The organism is Streptococcus suis (assembly GCA_024583055.1).
GTDB classification, from domain to species: Bacteria; Bacillota; Bacilli; order Lactobacillales; family Streptococcaceae; genus Streptococcus; species Streptococcus suis_V.
Genome location: CP102145.1, coordinates 386,272 through 404,750 on the forward strand (window position 1 = coordinate 386,272; position 18,479 = coordinate 404,750).

Genomic DNA, 18,479 nt, shown 5'->3' on the forward strand with positions numbered 1-18,479 from the left:
TTCAATCCAAAATTAGAACTCGTCTTAACTTTATCAAAACACTCTGAGTTCGTCAAGAAGCATTCGTGTCGTTTCAGCTCCAAATTCTGGATTTTGATTATTTGTATCAAAGTCAAAAAATTGTGCTAATTGAGTCAAAGAATACCGTTTTAATTCTGGGTAAGCCTTTCGTACTAATTCTAGTGAATCAATCACTGGTTGATTCAAGGCTTGAAAACCATACTTTTGAAAATTATAATTCAAAAAATTCACTTCAAACTCAGCATTATGGGCAACAAGAGTCAAACTACCACAAAATACTTGAAAATCATTTAACACTTGCTCTGCTGATTCACCTCTCTTCATCATTTCGTTGGTTATCTTCGTCACATCAGTTATAAATTCTGATAATTCGCCCTGCAATTTGACAATTCTTCTAAACCGTTCAACTATCTCTCCTTTTTCAATCTTAATAGCAAAGATTCCAAGCAAAGATGAGTCCTTTGGAGAAAGACCTGATGTCGCGATGTCAAATACCACATAGTCACTTAATTGGAAATCGTTTTTTTGTACTTCCTGAACCATTTTTCACCTACTTCTTCACTACACTAGCATTTGGAATATTTTTTGCATAAAATTCAGCTGATTGTTTATCATAGAACCCTTGTGCAATCATATTACCAAACTGATCAACAACAATCCATTCTTGCATGTTAGATTTCTCCTTCCTATTTAAATTTACTAATCATTGATTTTAGGGTGTCATACTTGTTGTTAGTCCCCATTGTAATCTTTCCTGTAATTTACTACTAACTTCTAAGTCTTTGGGAGTGACAGTTGATGAAATAATTAGCTGTTTCTTGTTTTTTTCAATCAACATTGCGAGTTGTTCCTCTAGAATGATGTCTTTAGGCATAAGATTCAAATCATCAATTAAGATATAGTCAAATTCGGAATAGGTGAGATTTTCTACTAAATGATTGGTTAAATTTTCTGCTGATAATAAGATTACCTGATTTTGTTCAGATAGCAGTGCATTGTTTGTAGCATTTAGCAAATGAGATTTCCCAACTCCCTCTTCACCGTATATATAAACCGGATTATAGTAATTCTTATCCTTAATAACTGTCTTTAATGCAGTTAAAGCCCAAGCATTTCCATCATTGACCGAAAAATTCTCAAATGTCTGATTCTTGTTGATTGATTTCATCTTTTGTACCTCATTTATAACTTGATACGTTTATTATAAAAGGAATCGTGGACAATATTTGTCCACCTATTCTATTTGTCATAATTTTGTTGCATTTTTTTGAGAAAATTCTTCATATCATTTACTAACGTTGCAGGAGAAAGCACAGTCAAAGCATCTGCTTGACTTAGCAGCCAGCGTTTCAATCCTGGTGTGTCTTGACTGATAAATTCAACGATAACGCCTTCGGGTGTATGTTCAATGATTCTGGCTGTTGGAAATTGATCCGTTACAATGGTAGGGTCATAGGCAAATTGAACTCTAATCGTCAACTCTCGTCCCATAAAGGGATCAACACGTTTGTTCCGTATTTCTCCATCACGAAACTTCTCCCCATAAGAAATCTGTGGTTTCTTTTCTTTTGATATTTTCCAATCTATAATTCTATCCAATTTTAAGGTCATATACGACTCAAAAGTCAAATTGTATGCTACAACATAAAAGTAATGTACATCATAGTAAAGGGATACAGGAAGAATCGTATGTTGTTTTTCAGTATTATAAGGTGACTGATACCGGATATTTAGAACCAACTCTTTTCGAATCATTTCCGACCATTCCCAAATTTTATCAATTCGATTTTGAGTATCAGACAATGGCGCATAATTTAGCAATTCACTTGCAATAATCTGGTAAACCTCTTTTTGTTCCTCTTTAGAAACCAAAGCTAATAAACTATCGATAAGAGACTTATTTTCTTCCTTGTTCAAAGAACGGTTCTCTAACAAAATCTTTGATATAACCAAAATATCCTTTTTATTAAATAATGATTTTCCTTTTAGATAACGGGTATGGTATTTTGCATCATAGGCAAGTTCCGCTGCAACTATTGGCTGTGATTCCAAGAAATTCCCCAAAAGAGAAAAATCTCTCTGAATCGTTTTTTCACTAACTCCAAACTCATCAGCGAGCTGTGATTTTGCTAGATGGGCACCTGATTGCAAACGTAGAAAAATCGTTAGTAAGCGTTCTTGATCGTTCATATTTACCTCAATTCCTTAGAAACATTATAACACCTCAAGTAGTCCCTATTCAATGATTTCCCGACTTTTTCAAGGTTAATATTTTTACAAAAAACGATTCAAATTCTTGTAAAAATACAGCTTTACCGTCCCAAGTCTCCCGTTCTGATTCTTTCTAATAATTAGCTCCGTCAGATTACATTCCGCCTGACAGACTGTTTTCTCTTGGTAGTAGTCATCACGATAGAGAAAAGCGATAATATCAGCATCCTGCTCCATACTAGTCTCTAACTCCCGCAAATCACTCGAAATCGGCCTCTTGTCCTCCCGTTGCTCAACGCTACGACAGACCTGAGACAGAGCGATAACTGGCACTTTCAATTCCTTAGCAAGGGTTTTCAACTGATGTACGATTTCAGATACTTCCTGCTGACGATTTTCCAACCGTGATCCTTGGATTAGCTGGAGATAGTCAATGATAATTAACCCTAGCCCGTTCGTCTTATTGGCTAAACGCCCTACCTTATCCCTAATATCTATAACCCTTAATCCGACTGAGTCATCAATAAAAATAGGAAAATCTGTCAGCTGACTCTGAACAATGGAATGCCTCTTCAAGTCCTCAACCGTTTTTTTCCGTGTAATGGTATGTTGCTCTGTGTGTTCCTCCTGATTAGCTAGGAGCCGTTTTACGAGGATTTTCTCCTGCGTCTCAAGAGAAAAGAATACTACAGCTTTTTTCGAACTTCGAGCCACATTTTGAGCTATATTTAGAGCAAAAGCTGTTTTTCCAATTGCAGGACGAGCTGCCAAGATGATTAGCTGCCCCTCATGCAAACCAGTTGTTAACTTATCAAAGTCATAAAAGCCTGTCTCCAAGCCACTACATTTTAATTCCTTCAACTTTTCAGCTTCGAATTTCATCATTTTTGACCACCTCTAATAGTTTATTGATGATATGAGTTTACAAAAAAGAATGGACAGTAATTGTCCGTTATAATGATTTTATTCTAACCTTTCAAATATTAATAAATAATCCTAACAATTCCACTATAAAATTCAGTAATACAGCACTTCTTTCGAAACAAGTAAACGTTAATAAATGAACCAATTCATGCAATTATAATCCACCTTGAAACCAAGCATTTCAAGGTGCTTTTTTATATTGTTAATATCACTTTTCTTCTACTTAATTTCCCTAGACTAAAGCTTACTTGGTTTCATCAATAGGGTGGGTACATTTCTATTCCCACAAACTCCTTGTCAATGGAAACAAACACGTACCCACAGGATAAATGGAAATAGAAACTAATAATTTCTAGATATCACTTCTACCCACTCAAAAATTTTCTCACTCTGATACTTCCCCACCCCAAGCTAAAAAGCCTTGTCTCCAAGGCTTTTTAAGATGCTTTCGTTCAAAGGTTTCAGGCTTTTACGAGCAGAGCAACACACTCTACGTGGCTCGAGTTGATGGCATTGATGTCATATTACTTTGCCCGTCTGTGGAAACATATCAGCAGCATTTTTGGAACTATCGGTAGACGGGAACATATCCAGCGGTTTTTGACCATTTTAAGAAATTTCGGTATGAGAGAACCTATCAATGGAATTCTCAACACCAGCCTTTTAGAGATTAAGGGAAGATTCTATAGACTTCTTCATATAATTAACGAGTTCAGTCACCTCAGACTCCATTCCTTTCCACTTATCAATATACTCTCCCAGATAAGCCTTGCTTGCTTTGTCAAGTAAAATGGCATACTCAAAGGGTAATTGAGGTATTGCCCATTCAGCTGCCAGATCTTTTGATCTGATTTCACCAGTAGATGCTGTCACCCACATTCTGGCTAAAGTTAAAATCACATTGCGTTCGTCACCTTTAATGCTAGTTATCAACCCGGGCAACGATTCTTTAATTGCTTTTCGAATATCTGTCATTGGCACAGGCTCAATTACTTCTGTTGCCTTTGGTCCCAAAAGGTTAATACTATTTTTTCTTAGTTGTGCTAAAAGTATTGCTAAATCCGGATCATAAGTCGACTCAGGAATTTCTCCCTTTTCAAACTGCTCTCTTAGCCACTCGCCATACATAAATTCATATTTGGGGGGGAAATGCCAAGGGACAATATCCTTTTGATTTATGACCGTAACTTCAAGAGGCCTCATATCTTTTATGTTTCCTATTTTCCCAGATATAAGCATTAACCTATTTGTAAGATTCCTTCGAGTTTTTTCAGATAAACTTTGATTTGTTATTACCAAAATATCTACATCGCTATTCATACGTAAACCACCCATTACTGCCGAACCATACAAATACACCCCAATTAACATATTATCAAGTAGTTCCGCTATAGTTTTTAATGCTTGAATTGCTTCTTTCGGAATTTTTTTGTTACTTAAATCTATACTCAACTTCGATCTCCTTTCGTCTGAAAACTGTTTTTTAACGCCTCTTAAAATTTATAAAAAAAGAGTAAACATCTTTCGTTGTATTGTAAATTAACGCCATCCAAAATTTTGATTCAAGATTTTCTTTCGGTTTATTATATGTTTGAGCCAATATAAGCTACAAAACTGCTGTCTATCCATTTTTGAGTAACCTCATTTATATCAATCCCAATAGTAGCCAACCCAATAATGCTGCAATCCAATTTCTCTAACAAAGCTATTAAAGCCTTCATTTGAGAACCTGTCTCTATCCAATCATCTACAATCAAAACTCTTTTGTTCCTCACAATAGAACTCTTAGATATTTCAAAGCTTTTATCTTGACCTGAATAGTCGGTAAAATGTGTCGAAATAATCTCTTCTTTTGCGTATGGCAGCTTATCACCTTTTCTTACTCCAATAAACCCCACTCCAAGTTCTTTGGCTATGGCAGTGCCTAGTATCCATCCAATTGCTTCTGGGGCAGCCACATAATCTACTTTATTTTGAAAATCCAATGATAGTACTTTTACAATTTTATCAAAAACGGTTTTATGTGTAAAAATAGTTAGTAAATCATATTTTCCAATTGAGTTACGAGGTAATATACCTCTAATTTCATTTATAACATCAGTACTTTCCATACATTTACACCCCTTGCTTATGGTTAATAATCTTTGCTAATCTTTAAAAATAGTCATTTTCAACATATTTTTTATACATGTCCTCGGTATATCTTGTTATGTTCTTACCATACTCTGGATAATCAAACCCCAGTAGTTCTGCTACCTCTTTGGACACTTCCCTGAACAATTGGTGGCATATAAATAATGACTTCCAAATATTTTCATAGGAATCCATGCGATATGTAGATAATAATCTATTCCATAGATCTTCATCAATGTATTTGTTAATATACTTATAATTTTTCCCAACACTTAATGAAAATTCTGTCTTTATCCCAACCTTCCACGACATCATCCTAAGTAGTTCAAACCGTAGAATCTGGTTCAGATGATCGATTGCAAACAGTATCTCTTTGCGGCACAATCCTTTAATAACATAAGGTGTTACATTCCAAAATTCATTGCAGCAATCATCATACTCCCTTGCGCTTGGCTTTCTTACATGATAATCTATATCAGTCGGAACTATGTCCCTTTTAATTCTACAATCTTTATCAATTAGAACCTTTATTAATTTATCGCCCTTTAGGTAATTATCTAACTCTTCCAAGGGCAATAAGGTAAGATCAATTTTATTGTAATCATCAAATAGCATAAGATAGGAAAATCCCTTTTCTTCAGGTGGGAATAATTCCATATCCTCCGGCTTTTGCATCATTATTATATTCCCAAATTGATTAAGCCAGTCATCATTAGATATAAACGGTTCTATATCACTTACAAAATATGTAATATCATAATCCTGAAATTCATCTTTAGGTATATTAATATTTGCGCGTGACCCCTCAAGGGTCACAATTCGAATACGTTCATCCTGTTCTGCTAAAGAAAGTACTAAATCCATCATTTCTTTTTCTGATCTCATTTACATACTCCTCGTTTATTTTTTCTATATTATTACATCTTCTTTTTTGCCGATACAATCAGCATCATGGGACGGCGCATTTCATCCTGCATCCCCGGAATATCCATCATGTTTTCCGGAGGCTGCGGCTCCACAATATGATTTATTATAAAACCATTTGAAAGCAGTGTATTTAGATATGTGGTCAGTGTTCTATGATATTTTGTAACCTTTTCTCCCAAAAACACAGCTGTCCGTTTGCCCTCATAATAATAATTATCCACCGGAAAATGCAGTATTTCTCCTTTTTCGTTATAATGCCAGTCTTGTGTTCCATAGGCAGTAAAAACAGGATGTTCAACCGTAAAAACTAGCTTACCACCAGACTTCAGTATTCTATATATCTTTTTTACTAACTCAACTTTCGCAGCATGAAATGGGCAAACAGGCCTTGATGTAGCTGGGTAAAGTTGCAATCCATTGCTGGAGTTGACGTTGAATCAGAGCCGAAAGCTTTTTTCCTGCTTTCGTAGCGATTTCGTTGATCAGATCGAGCAGTTGCTGCAAGGCGATGGCCCAGTCCAATGTGCCAACTTCGTCGCACAACACATAAAACAGACCGCCGAACGAGCGAGCATCCGTACTTTGCCGATGCTGCCAGGCCAGCAAAATATAGCGGGAGAATACAATCGTCGTATGGCTGATCAGTAAATCATAGGAGCGGCCTTGAAACTCCTTCTGCAAACGAAGCAGCGACTTGGTGCACTTGAAGAAGACCTCGATGTCCCAGCGGATCCCGTAAATACGGATCACGTCCTCCACGGAGAGGGAAAGATCCGTCGTCAGCACCGCGAGCCATTCGTTCTTCTTCGTGCGATGACGGACGAATACCACGTGAACCGGTATGCCGGAGGCAAGCTCGGTTCGAATCGAACGAAGGATGCCTCGTTTCTTGCTTTGCACCGGAGACGCTGCGGTGTATAGTTCTTTGAGCGACAGCTTCCGGCCTTGAACAAGGAAACGCTTATTGTCGTTCTTGACCATGCCGATCACGTCGAGCCCGCGGGAGGCGATCTCGCCAATGAGGGGCGCGTGCGTGAACCAACTGTCCATCAAGACATAGGAGGCCGTGGCTCCGGCGGCAAGCGCGCGATCCAACATCGATACAATCACCTGCGGAGCCGACAGGAGTGCTTCTTGTCTTTTATTAGGTTCAATGTGTTTTGAGATGAGGGGATAGCTGTCAAAAATTAGTCACTTGAACATTATTGTCTTTGAGGGAAGATATCCACTGAGGGCTTGCGTATGTGGGAACATATCCATAGACTTCGCTGTTTTTTGAAAACCGAGGTATACTGTTAATTCTTAGTAACCAATGCTCTAAATAACGTTACTCTTCTATTCACTAATGTAATTCAACAATCTTTCTAAAATATCATGTGTAACTTTTAAGTTGTATTGTTCAAGAAGGTGACTTCGCAAATCTATAACTAACAGTAAGGAATTTTTATAGGCTTCAAATAATTCTACCTTATCTAATCGAGCAGTGGTCTTTGCAAACTTTTTATAATTTTCAAGGCTAATTTCTTTTTCAAGGTTCTTACTCATATTTAGCCAATTATCCGCATTTTTTTCTACCATACGTATAAGTTGTAGTATATTTTTTTGAAGCTGTGATAAGAGTTCTAAAGAACGAGCATATTCTCCTCTTTTTAGAACATTGATTCCCATCAACCATAGATTAGAGAAATCACACAACAAGAAATTAGCATTTTCTTCAGTAAGTCTATTTGGTCTTGCACCACTTATCTCTGATAAATAATTTTCTAATTGCCCTGTTTCATCGTAAATAAGCATAGCCTTCGTATCAGGAATATAACCTGAATCTTTAAACGAGGGGATTATGTTCATATCTTTTTCAGAAAGGAAATGAAATTCCCCACGTATAAGATTATCAAAAATAACTACCTCTGTTCCGTACTCATTTTTATAAAGCATCAAGTACGGAGCTACGTCAAACAACCAGTTGGATGAATCAAAGTTCGAGGTTATACTATCTTTCAAAAATATATAGAACTCTATATCAGAGTATTGGTCACCTTCTCCTTTGGTAAACGATCCATACATCATACAAGCTGTAATTCGTTCATCTGACTCAGTAAGATTCTTAACGTTTGCAATTAATTCTTTTTGTTTTAACATTTCTTCACCCTTTCATGTAAATATCTTTTAGTTATTGTGGCAACTCAAAATCTCTACAAACCTAAATTAATATTTTTCGTACAAATGTTATTGCAAAAAGCATCATCATGCTCCACAAACAATAGTGTAGGACAATATTCCAAAATCATTTTTTCAATTTGGATACGTGAAAAAATATCAATATAGTTCAATGGCTCATCCCATATATACAAATGTGCACTTTCACAAAGGCTTTTAGCAATTAGTACTTTCTTTTTCTGACCAGCACTAAAATCCACCATGTTCTTATCAAACTGCTCTCTATTAAAATCCAGTTTACGAAGAATCGTTTTAAATAGAGTTTCATCGATCTTATTATTATAGGCAAATTCAGATAGATTACCTTTTAAATATGAAGTATCTTGCGAAATATAAGAAATTTTTAGTCCACTTGCTAGCATAAAATTTCCGGTAAATTTAATATCATCTCCATTAATCAATTTTAGGATACTAGACTTACCACTCCCATTTTTTCCGATAATGGCAACTCTATCACCAATATTGACTCTGAAATTAAGATTACTGCATACTTCTTTATCTCCATAAGACAATGATAAATCATTCGCTTCTATTAAGCACTCTTTGTGAAATTCAAGTGGTGAAATTTTTAAGTCATCATATTGTTCAATGTTGTGGAGCAGTTCTGATTTTTGTAAAACGGCTTCCTGATGTCTTGACTCAATATTTTTGGCACGTTTCATCGCTTTTGCAGCCTTATGTCCAACATAACCCTTATCCAGTTTTGAACCAGAATTTGTTGTTCCATATTTACTTTTTTCTACTTTATTTGACCAGTTTGAACTACGTTTTGCTGCATAAGACAACCTTCCTATTTCTTTAAGGAGTTTCTTGTTTTCTGCCAGTTCAAAATTATCTTGTAACGTTTTGTTCTCCCACCAAGAAGTAAAATTTCCCTTTTGGATTTCGATATTCGTTTTATTGATAGATAGTATATGGTCAACACATTGATCAAGTAAGCTTCTATCATGAGATACCAAAATAAACCCCTTCTTGCGTTTCAAATAGTTTTGCACTACATTACGTGCATCGATGTCAAGATGGTTTGTAGGTTCATCAATAAGCAGGAAACAACTCGTTGTAAGGAATAAAGCTGCAAGAAGGACCTTCGTTTGCTCACCATTTGACAATGTATTAAACGGACGATATAAAGCATCTTCTTGAACATCAAGCAATGATATTTCACGAAAAATCTCCCAATCCATACATTCCGTACAAATACTCTTCATTACTTCAATTGTATATAGACTCTTATCTTCCACATCATAAGGAAAATACTCAAACTTAACTGTAGAACTTATATTGCCGGAATACGCATATTTGCCAAGCAGTAAATTTAAGAAAGTAGTTTTACCGCGTCCGTTTCTTCCAATAAAACCGAGTTTCCAATCTGTATCTATCTGAAAACTTACATTTTCAAAAATATTGTCATAACTTCCTTCATATGAAAAAGTTAGATTTGAAACATTTATTAAGGACATATATCTCTTCCTCCTTTACATTATAAAAATTTTATAAGCAAAGTTGGTTTTCGGCATTAATTACTCTATAATGTTATCCAACTCTGCAAGGATTTTGTCATGAATGACATAGTATCATTGTCTATCACGTTTATCTTCCTTTCTTTTACAAATATTAAAAGCCGCAAGAAAGTAAATTCTTACGGCTCAAAAACAAATACTATTATTACCTTTTGTTATACATAACATAAGGTTACTGTAATGTATTATTGAGTGTAGAATACTTAACTTTCTTGCAATTTGCACAACAAAACAAACGGTTCTATATCCGTTTCTTTAAATATCTTATTATGCATCATATAATTAGCAAGAAAAGTTATACATTCTTCCACCTCCAAGTCTTTTTATTATATCATATTATCTTCAAAAATCCAATATAATTTTTCTGCTTTTGTGATTTTTCTGTTTTTTTCTAAAGATTACAACTCTATATCAATTCTGACTTTTGACTTGAATTTATCGTGAGTTTATCTTCATATTATCACAACTTTTTCATATTTCCATTTCGATGCCAGATTTAAAGGCTATGACGAAGTGTTCTTCATAGACTGTAACGCTCTGGATTATCTTCCTTAGTAGCAAGCGATTAGCTTTCACAAAATCTTCTGTTTGTAGTTTTAAAAATTCATCAGGATTTTCTAACTCAACCTCAAAATATTTCATTTTACATTCCCTCATTTCATTTATTGATAAATTGAGTTTACAAAAAAGAGTGGACAATTTTTGTCTACTCTTAACCTTTAAAATAGTTTTTTTTAATCGATTTGAAGTTGCCTAAATTATTACTTATTCGGTAAAATGAAGTATTGCTTTCAACAGATTTCCTTCAACTACACTTCACTTGATTCAAACAAGGTGGGTACGTTTCTATTCCCACAAACTCCTTGTCAATGGAAATAAACACGTACCCACAGGGTAAATGGAAATAGATTTTGATAATTTCTTGCTATCACTTCTACTCACTCCAAAAAATTTCTCACTCTAATACTTCCCCCCATACGACAAAAAGCCTTGCAATCAAGGCTTTTCATTATCCCTTTCGTTCAAAGGTTTCTAGGCTTTCACCAGCAAACCAACTACCTCCACGTGATGTGTAATTGGGAACAAATCAACAAAATAAATTTTTTCTATAAGAAAGAATAATTGCAACTTCATACATCTCTCAGTCATAAGATAAACTGATATATTTTCCAGCTATATTACAATCTAATCTTTTTAATTCATTAACTAAATACAAATATTCTCCATGTAAGCATTCATCTAAATTAGGAAAATCATTTTCTTTGGTATTGATAATAACTTCAAGTTGATTAGTTAATTCTCTGATTGAAAAACTATAATCTAAAGTTTCTTCTTCATATGAGTCCTTAAGTTCTATATATCTTTCATATTCAACATTATTTTTAAAACCAAGAGTTAACATTTCTTCTAACTCATAATATAAATCTTCACTAAACATAAGTTCACTCCTCTGTATTTGTCATTAGTTTACCGCAACAAATATAGAATGTCAGCTAGAAACAAAACACCCCCACAAAAATTTGTGGGGGTGTTTGTGGGGAAATTTCAATTGAAATTATCCCTTCTTAATCACCTTGACTTTAGCGAAAAGGCTTTAAAACTCGGCTTTCAGCCTTAAACAATCAATAATTGATTATTTAAGAGTAACTGAAGCGCCTGCTTCTTCCAATTTAGCTTTGATTTCTTCAGCTTCTGCAGTTGCAACGCCTTCTTTAACCATAGCTGGTGCACCGTCAACAAGCTCTTTAGCTTCTTTAAGACCAAGACCAGTGATTTCACGTACAACTTTAATAACGCCAACTTTTTTGTCGCCAGCAGATGTCAATTCAACGTCGAATGAATCTTTAGCTTCTTCAGCAGCACCACCAGCTGCAGCAACAGCTACAGGAGCAGCCGCAGTTACACCAAATTCTTCTTCGATAGCTTTTACAAGATCGTTAAGCTCAAGGATAGTAGCTTCTTTAATTTCAGCAATAATGTTTTCAATGTTCAATGCCATTGTGATTTTCCTCCAATTTAGGTTTTTAAATAGTTTGTAGCACTAAGCAGCTACGCTCTGACGCATTAAGCTGCGTCTTCTTTTTCTGCAACAGCTTTGACAGCGTATGCAACGTTGCGAACTGGCGCTTGAAGTACAGAAAGCAACATAGAAAGCATGCCTTCGCGGTTTGGCAATGTAGCAAGTGCTTCGATTTCTTCTTTAGAAGAAACTTTACCTTCTACAGCTCCACCTTTGATTTCAAGAGCATCAGCAGTTTTCGCGAAATCGTAAATTGTTTTAGCTGGAGCAACAGCATCGTTTGAGAATGCTACTGCAGATGGACCTACAAACAATTCTGCAAGACCTTCAAGACCAGCTTGCTCAGCAGCACGACGCAAGATTGAGTTTTTGATAACTTTGTACTCAACTTCTGCACCACGCAAGTTACGACGAAGAACAGTATCTTGCTCTACAGTCAAACCACGCGCATCAACCACAACGATAGATGTTGCAGCTTTCATTTGCTCAGCAACGGCATTTACTAATTCCGCTTTTTTAGCGATAATAGCTTCTGACATTTCGTTTACCTCCGTTTTTATTTTGGGCTAGGCACAAAAAAATCGCACCTAAACCTAGACACGAAAGTACAAACACGTTTATATCCATAATCGTTTTGTGCCTCGGTAGGATGTTTATGAGTCTAGCTCCCCTACTGTCTTAGGTCAGTTTTTTCAAACCTCAATTATGATAACATAGTCTAGTTTAGAATGCAAGAAAAATATCTCTATTTTTTTATTTTTTGTTAGATTTCACTCAGAATAGCGTCCCAGGCCTGGTCGTAGCCATGTCGAGTTTCAGATGAAAAGACGACAAACTGGTCATTCTTATCAAAATCTAATTTCTTTTTGATAATGGATTCATGCTTGTTCCACTTGCCACGTGGAATTTTGTCGGCTTTGGTAGCAACGACAATGACTGGGATTTCATAATATTTTAGAAATTCGTACATCTGAACATCATCGGCGGATGGCTCATGACGCATATCTACCAGACTAACCACCACGCGGAGATTATCTCGACTGGTCAGATATTCCTCAATCATCTTGCCCCACTTGGCGCGCTCAGTCTTGGAAACCTTGGCATAACCGTAGCCCGGCACATCAACAAAACGGATTTTATCATCGATATTATAAAAATTCAGTTGCTGGGTTTTTCCAGGTTTGCCTGACGTCCGAGCCAGGTTTTTACGCCCCAGCAAGGTATTGATAAAGGACGATTTTCCAACATTGGACCGTCCAGCCAGGGCGATTTCTGGAATATCGTCATCAGGGTATTGGGCCTTTGAAACTGCACTCAGCAGAATTTCAGCATTGTGTGTATTGATTTCCATTCTTTACCTCTCATAAATAAGGGGGAGAAAGCTAGTCGCTTATCACCCCTAATGATACTTTTTAAGCAGTTTCTAGCAATGGCTTTTCCTTACCATCAACTGCTGCTTTTGTAACACGAACACGTTTGACATCATCTTGACCTGGAACTTCAAACATGACATCCAGCATGGTTTCTTCGATAATAGAACGAAGTCCACGCGCTCCCGTTTTCCGCTCAATCGCCTTCTCAGCAATGGCCAGCAAGGCATCCTCGTCAAAATCCAACTCGACATCATCGTAAGACAATAGAGTTTGGTATTGTTTAACCAGTGCATTCTTAGGCTCCGTCAAGATACGAACCAAATCCTCGGTTGTTAACTGGTCTAAAGCTGCAAATACAGGCAAGCGACCAATCAACTCTGGAATGATACCAAATTTTTGAATATCATCAGCGATAATGTGTTGCATGTAAGAATCTTTTTCATCAATGGCACGATTGTTTTGACCGAAACCGATGATTTTTTCACCGAGACGTTGTTTAACAATTTCTTCAATACCATCAAAGGCCCCACCTACGATAAACAAGATATTTTTGGTATCGACATGAATCATCTCTTGGTTAGGATGCTTGCGTCCGCCTTGTGGTGGCACGCTGGCAACTGTTCCCTCAATGATTTTCAAGAGAGCCTGTTGGACACCTTCGCCCGAAACATCGCGGGTAATGGACACATTTTCACCTTTTTTGGCAATCTTATCAATTTCATCCACATAGATAATCCCTCGTTCTGCGCGGTCAATGTTAAAATCTGCAGCCTGTAAGAGTTTGAGAAGGATATTTTCAACGTCTTCGCCCACATAACCGGCTTCAGTAAGAGCAGTTGCGTCTGCAATGGCAAATGGTACATTGAGACTTTTAGCCAAGGTTTGGGCCAAGAAAGTCTTACCAGAACCAGTCGGACCAATCATCAGAATATTAGATTTTTGCAAGTCCACATCATTCTCATCGTCCCGCGTATCCTGGAAATTGATGCGCTTGTAGTGGTTGTAAACTGCTACTGCCAAGGCACGTTTAGCACGGTCCTGTCCGATAACATAATGGTTGAGAATATTGAGCAATTCTTGTGGTTTTGGCGTATCTGCCAAATCAGTCAACACTTCTTCTGCCAATTCCTCACGAATGATTTCCTGAGCTAATTCCACACATTCATTACAGATGAATACATTGTTTCCAGCGATAATTTTTTTAACTTCTTCTTGATTTTTTCCACAAAATGAGCAATAAATAAACTCATGTGTATGCTTAACAGCCATGTAATTCCTCTTTCATATCTCTTATCTAAATAAAAAGCCGTAAATGGCATGAATGCTATTGACCAGATTAGTAAAAGCATTCAATAAAAATAATATTGCTAAACCGAAGCGTTTTTTTCTAAAAGCTTGAAGCGCACATAGAACGCAAATTCCACAGAGAAATGCTGTAAATAGTCCGAATAAACTTCTCTCCATGCTTATTTTTCTCTTCTTTCGTAGGTTTTAATTGTAAAATCAAAAGCATTTTCCTCATCTTTTGGACGAAATTTCGAATTGTTGAGGCAAAATTGATCCATCGGAAAATCTTTCGGAAAGAAAACGTCCCCTTCGAATTGACCATGAATGTCGGTTACTATTAATTCTTCAATGTAGGGTGCAAAGGCTGTAAATATCTTACTTCCTCCAAGTACAAATAGAGTGCCATTTTGTTGCTGGTACCAGTCCAAGACTTGATCAATACTATTTAGGATAGTGACGCGATCGCTCTCCATTTGATAGGAATTATCGGTCGTCAAAACAATTGTGTGACGATTAGGAAGAGCACGCTTACCTATGCCATCAAAAGTCACACGCCCCATTACAATAGTATGACCAGTGGTCGTTTCTTTAAAATGAGCCATATCTGCAGGTAAAGCCCATGGAAGCCTATCCCCTTTTCCAACCAATCCATTTTCATCTTGTGCCCAAATTGCAACTATCTTCTTTGTCATTTTCTCTCACTTTCCGTCCTATCATTCTATCAAAAAAACATGAAAAATGCACTTACCAAGTAGGGCTAGTGCAAATTTTATAACTAGAACCAATTCCTCAATTTTATATATTCTTGATGGACGAAACTCTACTTACTACTGTTTATTAACTTAAATCGCTAAATCAAACTTCAACTGCGGTTTAACTGGATTGTAATCCACCAATTCAAAATCTTCTGCCCGAATATCAAAGAAATTGGTACCGTCTGGGACATTCAAGACCAAACGAGGCTCAATTTCTGAAGGCGTTCGACGGAGCAATTCCTCAGCCTGTTCAAACTGATTATCATAGATGTGGAGATTGTTGATGAAATAGAAAAACTTCCCTACCTTCCAACCAAAATGCTTGGCAATCATCATTTGCAATGCAACATACTGCATAGCATTGATATGATGGGCTACCAACATATCATTTGACCGTTGAGTTAGAGTTGCATCAAGATAAATGACTCCATCAACACGACGGACATCAAACATTGTCTGAAAGGCACAAGGCAATAGGCCTGGCGATTGGTCAAAGGCCTCATAATCCCAAAGAGAAATCACATTGCGGCGATTCCAAGGATTATCTTCCAGCTGTTTCAAAATCTTTGAAATAATATCGTGCTTCTTAACAATTGCACCATAGCGTTCACCGATGGTACCTGTTCCATCTACTTCCCAGTCATTCCAATATTGAACGCCGTATTTTTCCTGCAAGACAGACAGATCATTGGTCTGGTCTTGGTAAATCCAGAGAATTTCTTTAATGGCTGATTTAATCGGAATAGGTCTTAGTGTGGTAATAGGAAACTCCCCCTTGGCCAAATCATATTCAGCAAAAGAACCAGTAATATACTTGGAATTAGCGACATTTCCATCCTTGTAACGTGGACGAGCATTTTCTGAAAAAACGCCCTCTTCCATAATCTTACGAATGTTTTCTTTAAAAATAATATCTGCTTTCGTCATGGTCTTAGTATAGCAAACTCTAGCAAAAAACTCCAGTTTTGCACCGAAGTTCTCATTTGAAAAAGAATGAATAAACATTAAGTTGGAACAATCCAGCTAGGGCAGTTACTAGGCTAAACAGTATAAAATACAAAGCAACCAAGACAATACTCAACAATATCTGACGAATATTTTTCATATAAATAGCCGTTGGTAAGCTAGCTAGACCGAAAAAGGGAATGATGAAAAAAGCTAGTTTGAAATTCGCATTTACAAGATTGAACCATTGCCCTATTGGTAAAAATAGCATGATTACGAGAAAAGCAGCAATACTATAGAGGACAATATTTAGCCGTCTTAATAGGGTCATATTCATAAATAACTCCTTCTATGGACCGAAGAGAACATAGCCCAAGCCAAAGAACAAGGGGAAAGAAATGATCAATAGAATACTGATGATACCCGTCCACAATTTTTTATAGTAAATCGACAACATGAGAATGAGTGCCCCAAATATTGGCAAAATCATCATGGTCGCTACGTTGCCCCAACTCGATGGGAAAAACCAGTCACGAATCCAATTATCAAGGAAAAAGGCAGACAGTAAAATCAAAAGCCCGACTATAGTTAGATAGTCAATTAATTTAGATATGTTTACTTGTTTCATACACCAACACTCCTTTCTCTTTTCACTATTATTGTACCCTTTTATTAACCAACTTTCAATATATGTATATAAAGAAAGTGTGACAGCGGAATTGAAAAAGCAGGGGGATGCCCTGCTTTTTTCAATTTAGTTATAACCTAAAGCAAGCTTATACTGCTTTTGTGCTTCGGCATAACTGAATTTTTGTGAATAATGTAAGATTTTGTTTGATAACTGCTGCCGGTCTTCAATAGGTAAACTTGCTAGATTTTTCAAGACTTTCACAAGATCTTCAACACTATCAAAACCACATTGTTGGTAAATATCCAATTCTTCTAAAACTTGATTATGTCCAAAATCAACCCTAGAAAGTATAGGTATCAAGCCAAGTCCAAGACATTCTACCATTGCGTTAGCAAACATTTCACTAAGAGAACAGGATAGATAAGCACAATATTCTGACCGTGGTATTTGACTACTAGGGACAAAGCCTTTGAAAATCACGTTGTCTGGAATCGTGTGCTGTTCTTTCAATGCTTGAATTGCTTCAACCCGACCTCCGTAAATATGAAGCTCTAAGTCAGGAACTTCTCTCATAGCCTGGATTGCCATAGCCACTCGTTTGTGATCATAAATATTACCAACCAGAAGCAGTTTATTGCTCTTCAATCCTCTAGGAGGCTGCTTAGCAACTTGAATGGCAATCGGAGGTAGGAACTCTGCTTGAATGCCATCTTTAGCCAGTGGCTCGATAATGTAGGGACTTGCAACAAAAATTTCTTTTCCGAGTTTAATATTGTAGCCTTCGACATTCTTTTGTGAAAAGTAATGGTTATAATGAAGGATAAAGCGATAGGTAATGCCTTGATCTTGACAAAATGTTTCTAACGTCTGGCTAATAAACTGGTCGTTTAAGACAATATCTTGATCAGGAACAATTCTCTCTGACAAAAAGTTCACAAATAGATCGATCATGGTCCATTTTTGACCTTGGAAAAAATAGTAACACTCTTTATCTTCAATTCTCCCTTGTAGGACAATATTGCCATCTTTATCGTAATAACAGAAGCTGTCATCCGAAAAATTGGTAAAAAATGGCTTTTCAAAAACAGAAGTTACTGACTTTAACTCCAACTTCAAACTTCGTTCAATGATGGATAATATATTTCCTTCAGCAGTTAAGTTCAGGTCATAATAACCCTCCTCAGTTGTATACATTGCTGTCGTTGGAGAGAGAATTTGTTTATCCTTCCAGATGATGTGCTTTTTTGTTAAATCAGCTTCAAAGTCAGCTAGTTGATAGGAACGCAGGCAAGTGTCAATATCCGAATAAAGATGAGGTAAGATAATAACATGATCCAGTTTATAGCCTTGTGCTTGAAGCTGTTCCTTCCAAAATGGTGTTGAATAAGGAGTTCCGAGCAAAAGGTAGTTGGGAATACCCAAGTTATTTAATACCTTTTGCCGAAAAACTTGTGTGGTTTCATAGCCAAATGTTTTGTCCGACATCCAACTTCTCAAGGTATATATTGTCACTTG

Annotated in this window: 21 protein-coding genes, 1 pseudogene and 1 other annotated feature; all 22 genes and pseudogenes read right to left on the reverse strand. The window is 36.5% G+C overall.

The features are described 5' to 3' along the window. Positions 1 to 33: 33 nt before the first annotated feature. On the reverse strand, positions 34 to 564 hold the full coding sequence (locus tag NQZ91_01875) for an exonuclease domain-containing protein (protein ID UUM58142.1): 531 nt from the start codon (positions 562 to 564) through the stop codon (positions 34 to 36). 169 nt (positions 565 to 733) lie between these two features. Next, positions 734 to 1,189, reverse strand: a complete 456-nt coding sequence (locus tag NQZ91_01880) for a DnaA/Hda family protein (protein ID UUM58143.1) — start codon at positions 1,187 to 1,189, stop codon at positions 734 to 736. A 71-nt stretch (positions 1,190 to 1,260) separates the two neighbouring features. Further along, entirely contained in the window at positions 1,261 to 2,211 is a 951-nt protein-coding gene (locus tag NQZ91_01885) for a WYL domain-containing protein (GenBank protein ID UUM58144.1), read from the reverse strand. A gap of 84 nt (positions 2,212 to 2,295) precedes the next feature. Next, positions 2,296 to 3,117 carry an AAA family ATPase gene (locus NQZ91_01890; GenBank protein ID UUM58145.1) on the reverse strand — a complete coding sequence of 274 codons (822 nt, stop codon included), beginning with the start codon at positions 3,115 to 3,117 and terminating at the stop codon, positions 2,296 to 2,298. 702 nt (positions 3,118 to 3,819) lie between these two features. Continuing rightward, on the reverse strand, positions 3,820 to 4,608 hold the full coding sequence (gene ant(9) / locus NQZ91_01895; GenBank protein ID UUM58146.1) for an aminoglycoside nucleotidyltransferase ANT(9): 789 nt from the start codon (positions 4,606 to 4,608) through the stop codon (positions 3,820 to 3,822). Positions 4,609 to 4,739: 131 nt separating this feature from the next. Further along, the gene (locus NQZ91_01900; GenBank protein UUM58147.1) at positions 4,740 to 5,267 is read right to left on the reverse strand and encodes a phosphoribosyltransferase family protein; all 528 of its coding nucleotides are present in this window, start codon (positions 5,265 to 5,267) and stop codon (positions 4,740 to 4,742) included. A 43-nt stretch (positions 5,268 to 5,310) separates the two neighbouring features. Continuing rightward, the gene (locus NQZ91_01905) at positions 5,311 to 6,174 is read right to left on the reverse strand and encodes an aminoglycoside nucleotidyltransferase ANT(6)-Ia (GenBank protein UUM58148.1); all 864 of its coding nucleotides are present in this window, start codon (positions 6,172 to 6,174) and stop codon (positions 5,311 to 5,313) included. A gap of 32 nt (positions 6,175 to 6,206) precedes the next feature. Then, a pseudogene (locus NQZ91_01910) lies at positions 6,207 to 6,569 on the reverse strand (class I SAM-dependent methyltransferase). A gap of 1 nt (position 6,570) precedes the next feature. Continuing rightward, positions 6,571 to 7,326 carry a transposase gene (locus NQZ91_01915; GenBank protein ID UUM58149.1) on the reverse strand — a complete coding sequence of 252 codons (756 nt, stop codon included), beginning with the start codon at positions 7,324 to 7,326 and terminating at the stop codon, positions 6,571 to 6,573. 225 nt (positions 7,327 to 7,551) lie between these two features. Then, a complete protein-coding gene (lnu(B), locus tag NQZ91_01920; protein ID UUM58150.1) occupies positions 7,552 to 8,355 on the reverse strand; it encodes a lincosamide nucleotidyltransferase Lnu(B) in 804 nt (267 codons plus the stop codon). 53 nt (positions 8,356 to 8,408) lie between these two features. After that, positions 8,409 to 9,893: an ABC-F type ribosomal protection protein Lsa(E) gene (gene lsa(E) / locus NQZ91_01925; GenBank protein UUM58151.1), complete on the reverse strand. Its 1,485-nt coding sequence runs from the start codon at positions 9,891 to 9,893 to the stop codon at positions 8,409 to 8,411. A 531-nt stretch (positions 9,894 to 10,424) separates the two neighbouring features. Continuing rightward, a complete protein-coding gene (locus NQZ91_01930) occupies positions 10,425 to 10,595 on the reverse strand; it encodes a DNA recombinase (GenBank protein ID UUM58152.1) in 171 nt (56 codons plus the stop codon). 499 nt (positions 10,596 to 11,094) lie between these two features. Next, a complete protein-coding gene (locus NQZ91_01935) occupies positions 11,095 to 11,391 on the reverse strand; it encodes a DUF5962 family protein (GenBank protein ID UUM58153.1) in 297 nt (98 codons plus the stop codon). A 195-nt stretch (positions 11,392 to 11,586) separates the two neighbouring features. Then, a complete protein-coding gene (gene rplL / locus NQZ91_01940) occupies positions 11,587 to 11,952 on the reverse strand; it encodes a 50S ribosomal protein L7/L12 (protein UUM58154.1) in 366 nt (121 codons plus the stop codon). Positions 11,953 to 12,017: 65 nt separating this feature from the next. Next, a complete protein-coding gene (rplJ, locus tag NQZ91_01945; protein ID UUM58155.1) occupies positions 12,018 to 12,512 on the reverse strand; it encodes a 50S ribosomal protein L10 in 495 nt (164 codons plus the stop codon). Between the two features lie 27 nt (positions 12,513 to 12,539). Then, positions 12,540 to 12,674: a sequence feature (ribosomal protein L10 leader region), on the reverse strand. 62 nt (positions 12,675 to 12,736) lie between these two features. Continuing rightward, a complete protein-coding gene (yihA, locus tag NQZ91_01950; protein ID UUM58156.1) occupies positions 12,737 to 13,324 on the reverse strand; it encodes a ribosome biogenesis GTP-binding protein YihA/YsxC in 588 nt (195 codons plus the stop codon). Between the two features lie 61 nt (positions 13,325 to 13,385). Continuing rightward, positions 13,386 to 14,615, reverse strand: a complete 1,230-nt coding sequence (gene clpX, locus NQZ91_01955) for an ATP-dependent Clp protease ATP-binding subunit ClpX (GenBank protein ID UUM58157.1) — start codon at positions 14,613 to 14,615, stop codon at positions 13,386 to 13,388. Positions 14,616 to 14,812: 197 nt separating this feature from the next. Beyond that, on the reverse strand, positions 14,813 to 15,325 hold the full coding sequence (locus NQZ91_01960) for a dihydrofolate reductase (GenBank protein ID UUM58158.1): 513 nt from the start codon (positions 15,323 to 15,325) through the stop codon (positions 14,813 to 14,815). Between the two features lie 150 nt (positions 15,326 to 15,475). After that, positions 15,476 to 16,315, reverse strand: a complete 840-nt coding sequence (locus NQZ91_01965) for a thymidylate synthase (protein ID UUM58159.1) — start codon at positions 16,313 to 16,315, stop codon at positions 15,476 to 15,478. 52 nt (positions 16,316 to 16,367) lie between these two features. Further along, entirely contained in the window at positions 16,368 to 16,670 is a 303-nt protein-coding gene (locus tag NQZ91_01970; GenBank protein ID UUM58160.1) for a hypothetical protein, read from the reverse strand. Between the two features lie 12 nt (positions 16,671 to 16,682). Next, positions 16,683 to 16,961, reverse strand: a complete 279-nt coding sequence (locus NQZ91_01975; protein ID UUM58161.1) for a hypothetical protein — start codon at positions 16,959 to 16,961, stop codon at positions 16,683 to 16,685. Between the two features lie 126 nt (positions 16,962 to 17,087). Beyond that, the gene (locus NQZ91_01980) at positions 17,088 to 18,476 is read right to left on the reverse strand and encodes a glycosyltransferase (GenBank protein ID UUM58162.1); all 1,389 of its coding nucleotides are present in this window, start codon (positions 18,474 to 18,476) and stop codon (positions 17,088 to 17,090) included. Positions 18,477 to 18,479 lie beyond the last annotated feature (3 nt).